General features: G+C 66.6%; 1 protein-coding gene (only partly in view). It reads right to left on the bottom strand.

Annotated features, from left to right (window positions below):
• Nucleotides 1–13,937: the 5' portion of an amidase family protein gene (locus ACFU5M_RS11070; RefSeq protein WP_379047403.1), read on the bottom strand. 20,242 nt of this gene lie to the left of the window's left edge; the window shows 13,937 of its 34,179 coding nt (coding positions 1–13,937); its start codon is at nt 13,935–13,937; its stop codon lies off the left edge, out of view.
• Between the last annotated feature and the right edge of the window lie 151 nt (nt 13,938–14,088).

Here is a 14,088-nt window from a genome sequence, read left to right as displayed (position 1 = left end):
TCCGCCCGCGGCTCGTCGAATCGAGCCCAGACCTCTCCCCATTGCTCGACACCCGACACGGTGGCCGGGTCGAGCAATCCCCGCACCTCGGCCCCTATCTCGGCATGGCTGAACAGCGGCGCGTGCCACGTGGCCCTCTCGATGTCGGGGAACCGTTCGGGACGGTATTGGTCGACGTCGATCGACACGTGGAGCGATCGGGCATCGGCCTGTTCGGACATCCGCAGTATGAGCCGAGCCTTCATGTCCTGCACGGCTGTCTGTTCGTCGTACCACTCGACGCCCCGCCGTTGCAGCGAGCGGGTGTAGCGCTCCATGTACGTCATCGCGTTGCGCCCAGCACCGCGCACCAGCTCGGATGCGGCTTCGATCTGACTCCGGTCTTGCCAGCCGCGCTCGCGCATCATGTCACCGACCGCCGTCGCGACCGCCTCCAAGTCCTCCTCGGTGCGCAGACCGCCGGATGCGTAGAGGGGAAAGAAATCCAGCGTCAGATCCGGATTCGAAGGCTTCGCGTTCGCAGGCAGATCTCGTACGGCGGCAGCAGCAGACTCGTCCGGATCAGGGTCGAAGCGCAGGTCGGAATAGCTGAACCCATCGTGGTCCTGCTGCGCTGCTCCGTCGCCGTACTCGTGCTGTTGTCCTCTCCCCGGAACCCAACCACCACCATCTATGTGCAGTTCGCTGAGCTCTTGTATCCGCCTGCGGATCTGTGGCCGCTTCCCGAGGTTCGAGGGGGCGCCGTCCGAGAGCGCACCGGCGCCGTCGATGTCCTCCCAGGGAGGGACGCTTGTGTGCCCGATGAGGCCGGTGGGCCTCGCGGCTCGCTGTGATCCGGTTCGGTCGCGTGAGTCGGTCGGCTCCTGCGGTGTCTCCTCGGACGTCGGTGTCCGGCCCGCGCGGCTCGCCGAAGCCGGTGGGCTGTCCGTGACCGAAGGTGCTGTGGTTGCGCTCTGCGCGGGCTGATCGTCGTCACCGATGATTCGTCTTTGCCGGGCTACCGCCACGATCTCCGCTTGATCACCGCTGACGCCGAGCTTGAGCCGAATGCGTTCGAAGCTGTATTTGACCTTGCTCCGGGTGATATCGGCGACCTCTTCGATCTCTCTGGCGGAGAGGCCTTTCGCGGTCAGCTCGAGCACTTCGATGTCGAGATCGGACAGGCCGTGTCCTCTGGTCGGCGCAGGATGCGGAGTCGACTCGTTCGGAGGGGGGACCGGGGAAGCGGCGGGCTGGGCGAGCTGCGCGTCGTCAGTGACCGGTCGACTCGCGACCGTGGTGCCGACCCCGAACTTGCCGACCACATACCCCTCGGTGCTCAACTGTCGATAGATTCTCTCCACGGTGCTTTTCGACATTTTGAGATGCCTACCGAGTTCCGCGGAGGCGGGCAGCAACCGGCCCGGCGGGAGTTGGCCGGACAAAATCGCTCGGCGCAACGCGGATGTGACTGCGGCACGCCAATCACCCCCGGCCGCCTGAGCCAAATCCTTCATCGACGACTCGCCGGTGACGAGTTCCAGCAACTCGCCGGGAGTAACCACGGTGTTCTCCGGTGCCGGTGCGCTGGGCCATTGGGAGCGGCGAGCGATTGTCGCTCCAACGCCTTTCTTCACCACCAGGTAGCCCTCATCGGAGAGCTGCTGATACGTGTTCCCCACAGGGGTTTTAGACGGTATACCCAGATGCTCGGCAAGCGCGTTGGCCTGGGGCAGCCAGCGGCCCTCGCGCAGCTGACCGGACAGGATCACCGCGCGCAACCTCTGGGTCAGGGCGCTTTCCCAACCGATCCGCTCCGCATCGTCCGCTGGTCTCGTCCTCGTTGCGGCTGCCTCGAGCTTCTCCAGTAGCTCCGGCGGGGTGATCGGGAGCATTCTGGCGAGGGCGTGCACCGCGCGGCGCCGCAGTGACTTCGCGGCCTCCGCCGAACGATCGCCGCTGATCGCGGCCGTCGCCTCGGCGACCGTCATACCCTGCACGAAACGGTGTTCGAGGAACTGCTCGTAGTCGGGGTTGCCGAGTTGCCGGATGGCATGGCGCAGCCGATAGAGCTCATGGTGGGCCCCTCGGGCGGCCGCGTCCAGAGCTGCCGAGGCCGCGGCCTCGACCGCCGCCAGTGCGCCCCCGCGACGCTCGTTTTCGGCGAAACGCCTGGCATAGGCCCTTTCTCCGGCATCAGGAATGCGCTGCTCGACCTCCATGAGCAGTTCTTGCGCCTGTCCGTCGGCGGCGTCCACCGCATCGAGATAGCGGTGCAACAACCGCAATGTCGTGTCGCTCGGTGTGCCGCGCGAAATCGGCGTCGTGATGGTCGACGGTTCGGCGCCGTGGTCGTCGCGGGGGAGGGCACCGGCATCGAGTGGGCGTAGGGCTCGCCCACGGGCCATGTCCGGGTCGGCGGGAACGATATCTTCGCCCAGTTGCCGCTGCCGCGACTCCAGCGTGCTGCCGCCGTCCCGGCGGGTCAGCACCAGAGCATGGGTGGTTTGCGTCGCGAAGGGCGGATTCTCGGGATCGAACACCGTCTTCGGCTCCGCTGCCTGCCGGTCGTGGATCCAGATCTGCTCACCGTCGTTGTGCAGCAGGAACAGATGCCCGATCGTCGCACCGACCGGGCGGGCATTCACCAGCATTCCCGCACCGGCCCCCAGATCGGCAAGGAGCTGCGTCACTTCGGCGAGCCCGCCATCGAACCGCTCGTGGTGCGCCCCAGCCAGCCAGGACACCGCCGCAGCCGGAACAGGCCCGTCCACGTCCACCGGTCGTTGCACGTCGAACCCGAGTTGCCAGGCATCCGCGAATGCACCCACCACACAGGGGGAATCCACATCGCCATCCAAGGGCTGCGTGTCTCGTTTGCTCGTTGTCGGCGTGTGGTGGGGGCCGGTCGACGCCATGTCGGTCGACGTCGCTTTGCGCCAGGGTGTCGGTGCGGGGGCCGAATCACGCTGGTCAGCGGACAGTGCGACGCCGGGCTCGGATGATGCGGTGCGTTGCCAGGGTGACGACCTGCCCGGGCGAGGCGTATCCGGTTTCGAGGAATCGCGGACACGTTGCTCCCGATTGCTCCACGGCGTCGGCGCTCCGGTCGAGTGCGGCGCCGGTTGCATGGCCTCTCGCGGCGGTTCTGCTTGCGGCGTGGAAGGTATCCAAGCCACAGCCAGCGCGATTCCGTCCCGCACATGGAAACCGCCCCGGACCAGTTCTACCGGTGGCCCGATGAAATCCGGGCCGTCGGCAGGCAGGTGCGCCAGGAACGTGCCCGCGTTCAGATCGATTTCGACGTTGATGTCCGTATCGGATATCGGTTCCCGAATCAGGGCGTCCGTGGCTTCGCCGACACTGTCTTTGACGGCCCGCAACAGCCGTTCCAAGTGCACCCCGTCGTGCGTCGATTCAGGGTTCCCGGCACTTTGCAGCCATGTCCATTCATCGGCGGTGACGAACGGTAATGGTTCCCCTCCAGCGACGCCTCGCATAGTGAACGGCGTGTTCTCTCCGACACCTATGCCTATCGCCCGGAAGTGTGCGGCGGGGCCGACCGCTGCGGCGGCGTAGTTGTCCGCCGCGTACAAGGGGGTGATGGCACCGACCACTTCCGACGGCCATGGCAGCGGACCGCGGGGGCGGAACTGAGCCTCGAATTCGGGCGCGGCGGACGCGGAGACTCCGAAACGTCCCAATGCGAGGCGCCCGGACATGAACCCCGGATCGTCGCCGCCCAGATCCCGGACACGCGCCTCCCCGAGCATCTCGTAAGCCTCGACTCCGGGCGGCAGCAGACGATGGATCAGCGATTCATCGAACCGCAGCCAGATCCCTTTGCCCTCTTCGAGTAGCGCGAGGCTGCTGGCGTCGGCCTTTCGCACAATCGCCAGGTCGTGTATCGCAGGCGATTCCGGATTGTTGTCGATGACCTCGACGAGGAGCTCACGCTCACCGTGCGTCGTCCCTGTGGTCCTCGCCGTAACGCGGACCTCGCCGGTGCTGTCGGCGAGGGCGTGCCATACGCGCTCCGCGATACCGGACCGCACCGTCGCGATCTGCTCGTCGCTGCGCCATGCGCGCAGACGCAACCACTCGGCCACCGCGTGACCCGCGTCCAACGCGGCATCCGTCATTTCGGCGGCGGCCGGCCGCTCGCCATCCACACCGCGAGGGCCTACCGTCAGCTCGAACACCGGACGGCCGCTACGCCGGCCCGGGACCACCATCATGGCGTCTTCGGCCGGTCCACGTGCGAAGAGCTGGTCGACCCAGGTCGTGTCGTCGGGCCCCACTCGCACATGCCAGAAGCGGCTGTAGGTCAAGCCGGGAGCTTGCAGTTGGAGCCCGACCCGGCTCACCAACGCCGTAGGGTCGAACGCCATCAGGGGCACGCCGAACGCGTAGTTTCCCGCGTTCGCCCTGCGTTCGGCCTGTACCAAGCCGTCCCACAAACGTGTCGCATACCGCAGCTGTTGCCGCTGCGCGGCATTCAGGTCTTCGGGCGGTCGTGAACTCAAAGTTTGCACGAGAGATCTCAGGGATCGCTCGTTCGCCTCGTTCACTGCCCATTGCGGAAACAGCAGATCCCGAGAGCCGATCTCGCGCGGATACACCTTGATCACCGCGGCTTGCTCGTCCGGATCCAGCTCATGCCACCAATTGGAGATCTCTCCCGAGACGCTGCGGTACCTATGGACGTCGTCGGGTCGCATGATCCACTCGGCGGTCGCACCCGGCTCCGCCCTGGCCAACGCTCCCTCCGCCAGTTCGATCTCGGCGGGGGTCGGCATGTCCACCTCGCCGGGAACAGCCGACCGGCGGCCGACCGGGCGCTCCAGACGGTCAGCCACCCTATCGGCTCGGAACTCCAGTTCCAGCAATCGCGCCACAGCGTCGACCAGACCGGCGATCTCCGGCGCGGCGGTCACCTCGCGGCCCAGTCGGCGCAACTCGAACAGCAGGTCGTCGGTCGTAGGGTCCGTGTCCGCATGCACCGTGTCCACACCGAGGAGGTCGGCCAACTCCCTGTTCGAGAGGTCGGAACGCTGGTACACCGCACTCCACTCGGCAAGCCCCCGGCTCGCCATCGCCCGCTCGACGCCCACTGCCACGCGCCGTCCGATCCACTGGGGAAGCTGCGCGAGTTGCTCACGGGTGGCCACTCGATGCCAGCCTTGCTCATCCAGTTGGCGCAACTCGGCTTGGACGCGGTCGATCGCGTTCACCAGCACTGCCGGATCTTCCAGCGACTCCGGGGATACTCCGAGTCGCGCCGCCACGGCCCTTCGTGCCACATCACGTTCAGCCGTGGCTGAATGTGGTTCCCCGGTCACGGATGCGTGCGGTTCGTCCTCTCCGGGTCGCGCAACGTCTCGAGGCGGAGTTTCTTCCGACGCCGAGGGTGTTCGTTCGTCGTCACTGGTGGGAGCCTGTTCGAGGTAGCCATATACCCGCAGCGTGTCTTCGGCTGCGAACGCATGTGTCACTCTGACAGCACCTGGCACTTCGATGAGGAGCTCGGGTTTGCCGGTGGCGGGCACCGACTCGACCCATAGGGCCGGGGTTCCTTTCCGCGCCAGCAGAAAACCGATATTGCTGTCTTGAAGCCGGTTCGACGGGACGGTGCCGATCTCTGCGGGAACATATTTGGCGATCGGCAGTGACGCGTCGACCAGGGATGCGGGATTCTCGACGTCGACGCGATCCGGATCGAGCGGGACCATGATCATCATGTCCTGGGGAAGCGGCATCAGCCGCGTCGCCCGATCGACACGACGCACGCGATCCGGGTCATCCCGGTCCGCCGCTACCGATGTGCGGGCGTAGTCGTTGATCGCCACATATCCGAACAGGCCGGAGGTCGGATCCTTCGCCCATTGCAATGCCTGGAGCGTCTTTTCGTCGAGTCCATCGACAATCGAGTTCCAGCGGTTTCGCGCGAACTCGATCGCCGCCTCTATGCTCTCGAAAACAATCGTGCCAGGAGACAACTCGGCGATCGCGGCGAAGTGCTTTTCCTCGACCGAAAGCGTGTCGAACCGTTCCGGCGCCATGGCCCTGACGTGTGCGTCACGATTTGCTTCCCTATCGTGAGCGTCATCCGCGACGACTGCCGAGCCCTGATGCGCAACCGTGGATCTGTCGAGATGGTCATGGGCCAGCTTGTCGAGACGCTGGGCCTGCTCATTCAGCTCGTGGAATGAAACGGCGTGCGCGACCAGAGTGCTGAACTCCAGCACTGCGCCGGCGCGATCCGCCTCTGCGGGCAGGGTCGCCTGGGCGATCATCTGTTCCAGCCGTGTGGCCACGTCATCAGGGTCGAGCTCTGCCGGAATCCCCAGTTCCTCGCGGACTTCATCGAGCCTGCGCCTCAACTGTTCCAGCGGGGAATCCGGCGTCAGTCCATCGAAGAGTTCCTCGGTGTCTGCCGCGAGGTTGTCACGCAACTCTCGCACCTGCTCACGCCTCGAATACGCCCGGACGGCGTCCGCGAGGCGCTCGGCATGCGCGTGCCAAGTATCGAACAGCGCGGACTGTTCGATCACCGTATTCAGCTGCGGATACCGCTCCTCCGCGATCAGGAGCAGCCGCGCATCTTCCGGTGACCGGTCATCCACCGGTGCGCTACTCGTCTCGAGGATCACCGCCTCGAGGCGCTGGGTCACTTCCTCAGGGTTCGCGTCCTCGGGGATGCCCAGTTCCCGGCGCAACTCGTCGCGTTCGCGCGTCAACGCGGCAAGAGCGGCCGGATCGACTTCCAGCAGATCGGCTATGTCGTCGCGCTCTGCGCGCGCTTGCTCGCGCCGCGCCTCGGCGTCCGTCAGCTCCCGTCGCAGCTCCTCCAGCCGCTCGGGCCGGTCCCGTCCCGGCTTCTCGAGTGCCCAGGCATCCAGCCCGACGTCGTCGCCGAAGGCGGTGAGCGGGCCGGGAGGACTGATTCGCCGAGGTTTCCTCCGAGGGCTGCCATCCATCGCGTCCTCGGGTCGGACCGGTCCCGGGTGTCGAGGGACCGGGCGGGGATCGGAGTGGTGTGGTGGCTCACCGTTCGATAGCGCGCGCGGCTCGCTCCGATAATCGGAGGCCATCGACCAAGGGATGCCGGCCTCGGTCAAGGCCGCCTGTAGATCTGTCTGTAGATCCTGGTCCCGCGATCCTCGATGGAATACCACGTGTTCGATATCGGCGACCGTGACACCACCGTGGATCTGGGCCTCGATGTAGCTGTTGCGAATGAACCTTTCCCCGGCATAGTCGCGGCCGATGCCTTCGAGCCCGAAATAGGAGAGTTCGCCATGCTTGCTCGGCGTGGCCGCGAACGATTCGGGCTGCGGATCGGTGACACTGCTCGGGATGGCCTTCACGCCCCATGGGCTGCCGACGCTCGCCGTTGTTCGAGGTGCCACAGTCGATTTGAGTACGACGTCCACGCCGCCGTGCTCTTCTGCCATATCGCCCTCGTGCTCCCACGAGCCACGGGTCGTGCGAACGCGCGCATATACCGGCCGAAGTTCCACCGCGAGATCGAGTGCGAATCCGAACATCTCCTGCTCGATCTTCGCCCTGCGCTCCATTTCCGATCGCGCGATGATGCCTCGACCCGCGGTTTCGAAGATGGTTTTGAATCTGCCGCTGCCGAGGACGCGAAGCAGAGTCCCGGGCCTGGTGCGAATGACGATCTCGCCGCTGAATGCCTGTCGCAGCTCCTCGGTCATCGCCGCCCGGAGCTGCTCCGGCGTGATTCCCAGCTCCGCCGCCAACGCCGCGGCCCTGCGTTCATTGCCGGCGTAACGCTCGGTGTAAGCACGCTCTCCGGCGTCGGGGATGCGCCGTTGCGCCTCGGCCCGCAGTTCTTGTGCCCGCGGATCAGCGGCCTGCTCCGCATCGAGAATCCGCTGGAACAACTCCAGCGCTGCATCGCTCGGCCGGCGGAACTCCGGTACCGCGCCGAGGACGGCGGCGGTCGGCTGGTTGTCCACGGCGGGTGTGGGATCGGCCGTGTTGTCGCGGATGTCGGTCGGTGGTGTGGTCTGGTCGCTGTTCGGGTGTGAGTTGTTGTCGGTGGGTTCCTCGGGTGGTTCGTCCATCCCGGAAAGCCGGCCGGTGACGGGGTTCTTGTAGTTGAGCACGCCCCAATCGAGTCCGTCCGGTCCGAGGATGCCTGTCAATGTCCGGGAACGCTTGCGGGCGGGAGGCTCGGGTGCGAACGGATCGATTTCTTGGAAGGACACCACCGGGCCAGGAGACCGACCGCCGCCCCCGGAGCGCCGTGCCTGCTCGGGGTGGCTCGAGGGGGCAGGGGTCTCGGAGGACGCGGTACTCACCAGCACAGCGGTGACGTTGTCGTGTTCGCCCTCGTCGATGGCGTGCTGCACGAACGATCTCGATGCGCCGAGAAGACTGCCCGACGATTCAGCCAGCTTCTGTCGAAACGTGTCGGCGATCTTCTGTTCGGGGGTGTCCGCGCTCGACTCGTCTTCGTAATAGATGTTCACGGCGCCGTCGGAAACCAGTGCTACAAACCCGTTTCCAGGAACGTCGCTGACGCTGAATCGGACGTCACCCAATTCGGTGTCACCCAGATAGCTGGTCAAATTCGAAGCGAGCCAGGAGTGCCTCAGCGCGTGAACGGTCATTCCGAGGCTTTCCGCCATCTCGACGATGGCCGGGTCGGTCTCGGTGAGTTCGATCGCGGGGCCACCGTCGAGGGGGATCCAGAAGGCGGGTGAATCGCCACGCGACAGGGTGATGAGCTGTGTCGGGGTAGCGACGGTCAGCACCAGTGTGGTGGCCGGCGGAGAAGTGGAACCAGCGTACTTCGTCGATATCAGATTGCGAACGGCACTGTGAGCGGCCTCGAGTGCCCTTTTCGCGGTTCCTTCAGGATCCGGCTCGCCACCATGTTCGACACGCACAGCCTCCTCGTGGAGAACGGCCACGGCTGCTTCGGCGGCTACCTTCGATGCCTCTTCACTGTATCCCTGGCTGGATACGCCGTCGGCGACCGCTGCCAGAGTCCACCGCTCCCCACCGACATCCGCCGTCGCGAGCGCGAAGAAATCCTCGTTCACGTTGTGCTGTTCGCCGGTTCGCCCGCCCCGGTCGCTCACACCGGCTGCCGAGGTCAGATCGACTTCGTGATGATCCCGCCACCTGGGTGCGCCGACCGGCCGGCCCGGATCCACCTCGGCCGGCTCCGGTGGGATCGTCGTCGGGCCTGGCGCGCTGGGCCCGGTCGAGCGAGCAACGCCGCCGCCTGGGGCCGACTCCGGTGGGGGTATCAGCGCACCGCTCTCATCGAACAGGGCTACCCAGACTTTGCGGAGGAACGGGTCGAATCGCTCTGCGCCCGTGGTACGGGCGATCGGCCGCATCTCGCCCACGGTAGGGCTGATCTCGACAACCGGTCCGTCGCCGTCCTTCGTCAATACCAGGACCGTGTCGTAGTCGCCGTTCCACAGCAATCGCACGAGCGCGGTCGCGTTGGCGGGCATCTGGTCGACGAGGTCGAAAGCCTCGGTCCATCTGGTGAGCTGATGCAGGTTCTCGTCACCGACTGCCTGCGCGATGTCTCGGCGGGAGTAGATGAGAGCCGTGTCCCGCGCACCGGGGGGAATGGTGACTACCTGTCGACCGTAGCGGTCGTTGACCACCTGAAACGCCAGTCTCGCTTCTTCTGGCTGAATGATCTCGTCGGTGCGCGAGCCGGGCGGCGTCCCGCGTAGAGCGGCGGGGCCGGTCTGCCTCGGAGCCAGCGCCCGGCCCACGCGTTCGACTTCGGCACTCAACTCGTCGCGCCGACGGGTCAGGTCGGCGACAGCGGCTGGCGAGAGATTCGGGGCGGCCAGTTGCTGATCCAAGGCGAGTGCGGCCAGTTCCAGGGTCAGCCAACGGTGGGCCAGTGCGTCGAGTCTCGCTATGTCGGCGGACAACCTCTCATGCTCGGGTGTCCAGGGTTGGAGTCTCCCGAGCTGTATATACGCGTCCAATCGTTCGCGCGGGATGTCGGTCTGCGGCGGACCTTCCAGTACCGCGAGTTCGGCCGGCGATGCCGTCCCCTGGCCGGTCGTGGTCGCGGGCACCCGCCCATTCGCCGCGTCGTGCGCGTCCACCCACTCCTTCGCGGCGTTGGAATGGTCGACCAGCAGTTCGGCGCGCTCGGGCGGGATCGTCGCATGCGTTTGCCGCATCACGGTCACCAGTTCCTCGAGGCGGTAGAGCATGGAGTACAGCCGCCGGGCACGCGCCCCGTCCGTATGCGTCCCCGCAGCGCCGGGAAGTACGGCGGCGGCGTGTTCGGCCGCGATCCTGTCGCGCACCAACCGGACCGAATCCAGGTCGACGGTGGCCAGCAAGCTCAGGAAACCGAGGCGCGGCGGCGCGACCAATGGTGCCGCGCGCAACGCGGCCAGGAGTTGGTCGATCCGCTCGCCGGCCGCTCGGGAACGTTCGGCCGCCAGCCGCTCCTGGTCATCGAGGTTCGGATGCACCTGTCCGCTGGTGGCGTTGTCCGCGGATTCGGTATACGGGCTCGTCGTCGTAGTGCTCGCGACAGCTGCGGGAGATGTGGCGATGCGGGGGTCGGGTGTGTCGCTCTGCTGCGGCGTGGGTGGTGTCGGCCGAGTGGCAGGCGGGTCGGCTGGTTGAGGCGCGGTGAGTGCCACCCTCAGCTGATCGCCCCGCTCGTCCGCTGCCCGGTAGCGACGAGTGGCCTCGGCGGCGAGCCGGGTCCGGTCTCGGAGGTCCGGGTTGAGCTGTATGTCGGTGGCCTCTTCGGCAGCGCGCAACGCCGCCACCCATTCCGCGGCGGCGTGGAAGTGGTGGACGAGCAGCTTCAGTCGTTCGGCTGTGACCGACACCCTCGCTTGCCGCTTGACCTCTCGTAGCTCGTCGAGGTGCTCGCGCATGCTGTGCAGCTTTTGGAAGCGCGCAACGTCCGCTTGCACGAGAGTCAGGCGCGGATCCACCACTGCCGCATCGCGTCGCGCCGCGACAGCTTCGCGCACCGATTCCAGCAGTTCGGAATCGACAGCTGCGAGCAGTTGCTGGACCAGTGGATTGCTCGCAAGTGCTTGTTCGGGTTTCGCGGGCGGCGCGTCGCTTCGTACGGCCATGACCTCGAGCTCGCGCAGTGTTCGGCCGAGCGCGTCGGCGAATGCCGGGTCGTCCGCGAGGTGAGCACTGGCGCGGCCGACGATCATGATCGCTCGCTCGTAGTGCTGTAGCCGCACGAGCAGATCAGCGATCTGCTCGTGCAACGACTGCATGGTCTGGGCGGCATCGTGCGCGGGTTGCGAATCGGGCAGGCGGGCCGCCGTAGCGGCGAATGCTTCGACTCCCTGGTGCAGGAGTTCGGAAGCATGTGCCGCGTCCCGACTGCGCATCAGATAGTGTTCGACCGCTGTGATCAGGTCGGACAAGTAGGGTGCCGCGGCGGCGGCGAAAGCCTGATCCCCACCGGTCCGCGCGTTCGCGAACGCCGTCGCTTCGGCTGGCAGAGACCGAAGCGCATGGATCAGATCGGAGTCGAACGCGGTTTCCGACCGATCGACCAGATAGCCATCGATGTGCTCCGACCAGTCCGTCCCGGAATTCTGCCGAAAAGCCTCGAAATACAGCCCCAGACCCGATATCTGGGTGATCGCGTCGCTGAGCGGACCGCGATGCGCGGCACCGGGCTGGACGTCGCGGGTGAACGAACCTTCTTCAGCCCACGGCACGGCGGCCAGGGCACGCTGCATACGGTGCACCATGCGCCCCACGTGTTGGGGAAGACTGTGCAGGAAGTTCATCTCGTCGCGGGCGTTCGCCCACGGGGTTTCCGCACCCGGGACGCTTTCAGCCAGTGATCCGGCGACGTTGATCAAATCGCTCGACGCGGCATACAACTGTTCGGCCTCGGCAAGCCGGGCTGCCAAGTCCCGCGCGACATCGAACAGCGTCGGGTAGTCCGTGATGGGCCCGGTGTGAGTGTTCGCGCGGAACCGGCGCAACTGCTCCCACACCAGTACGCCCAATGCTCTCGCCGTGCCGATCATTTCCGTCGCCGATGGCGGTTCGCCCCGCTTGAAGGCCGCCAGATGTGACTTTGTTCTGGCATGTACGCCGGCGATCAGAGCCTGTGCGTCCTCGACGTGCAGCGTGGTTGCCCAATCCCGGAGCTCCGGGTATGAGGCGTCGAGTAGATCGGGTGTGGCAACGGACGGCGAGAGATTCGAGTGGTCGGTGCCGTCGCTCGCGTCGGTCGGCGCGGTGACCGACGGTTCGCCGCCGCTGTCGGTCGGGGTGGGTGGTACGGCCTGACCATAGGGGCGGGCCAGCGGGTCGTTCTCATCGTGATGGAAGACTCGCGGGTCGGGTGCGGGTCCGCGTCCGAAGCGCCGGTTCTGTCTCGGATCGGGCGGAAGGTCGAGGACTGCGCGGAGGTCGACGTCGTGAAACGGTTCAACTCCGCTGGGGGGCAGCCCACCGCCTCCCGGCCGCTTCGGGTGGACCGACGGGGTCGGGTTCCCACCGGCAGTGGGCGCAGACAGATCTGAGGCCACCGGTGCTGTTGCGCCGGGCACGAACACCAGTCCGGTGAGGGCGTCGGAGTCATCCGGCATCGGATCGCTCGTGTATCGCAGCCGTCGGAAGCCCAACTGCGACGCAGCATTCCACACCCGGCGCGCGACATCCGGATCGAGCACCTCGTTGCCCTGGAGGACGCGGTGGACTGTGACACTACTGACACCGACCGCCTGGGCCACGTCTTCGATCCGTATGCGCCGGAGGGCGCTCTGGCGTGGCAGATCCATATCGGACGCGTCTTGCAAGTGGTCCGACAATTGGCGAATCGCTGCTTGGCCGATTCGTTGGGATGCTTGCGGCGCAAGCCCCAACGCGGCCGTCGCCTCCGCAGGCGTGAGTCCGTCCAGATAGCGCAGTGTCACGTAGGTCGCCAACCGCTCTGGAAGCCGGCCGAGGGCGCGCTCCAGCGCCCCGCGTGGCACAGCGACCGTATCCGTGTGTGGGGGCGTGACAGACTCGGGTAGCAGTACGCTGACCGCGGTCCACACTCGGCGAGCGATGGCTGGATCGACAATCGCGCCGCCGAGCACACTTTGGACATCCGTATAGGTCGTACCAGCTCGCTGGGCCACGTCCGGCACCGTCACGGGCCGCTGCCCCTCCGTGCCGTTCGGTGCGCCGGTCGCGCGAGTATTGTGCGGATACCCGAGGCCCTCGGCCGCATCCAACACTTGGCGAACTGTGTCGAGACCGGGCCCGGATCCGCCTAGTAGCACCCAGTGCGCCGTCGCGATGTCGACCTCGGCCACCTGAGCCACTTGGGCCAAGGTCGCATGGTCCGGACGGTCCGCAAGCTTCGGTCGCGCGGCCCGGTTCTGCATCACGTCTGCGCCGGGAAGACCGATACCGGGCTCTGGTTCCTGCTCGAAAATCAGACCTGTAACTGTGTTCTCGGAACTCGGAGTCGAATTGTCGAGCAGGCCGATTCGGCCTGCCGCCTCGATTACCCGGTTCGCCGACTCTTCGCCGACTTCGTCGCCCGCGAGCGCGCGGGCCGCCGTATCGGTAGTTGTTCCGGCGAGCCACGCCACATCCGCGACAGTGGCCTTCCGCACGGTGCCGTACACCACCGCGTTCTCACTGAGTTCAGCGGCGAAGAAGGCACCGAGATAGGAGAGGGCGGATCTGTGTAGCTGGTCGATATCCGCGTCGGGACCGAGAGCGGCTCGCGTGTCCTCCGGCGAGTTCCCCTCCAGATAGTGGAGTGTGACGTACTCCGCCGCCTCGCCGGGTAGATCCTCGATGGCACGCCGCAGCGCGGCAGAGGTAACCGCCCGCAACACGGGCGCGCCGACGGATTGGGGCCGGAATCCGGCCGCGTCGGCCTCATCCAGCACGCGGGCAGCCGTTTCAGGGTCGCGGCCGTTCTCGCCGCGCAGCACGCTGTAGACCTTCTGAGGTGATACCCCCGCCCGCCCGGCGACCTCGACCGCGGTCGAGGTCGCCCCCAGGCCGGGGCGGGGCCACCGTCCGGCGGAATGCGGCGGGAGGAGCACCCGGCGGCGGGGGTCGTCGCGAACGGCGGCAGCGGTG

The sequence above is a fragment of the Nocardia sp. NPDC057455 genome (assembly GCF_042802775.1).
GTDB lineage: Bacteria > Actinomycetota > Actinomycetes > Mycobacteriales > Mycobacteriaceae > Nocardia.
This window is presented reverse-complemented; position numbering and strand designations above follow the sequence as displayed.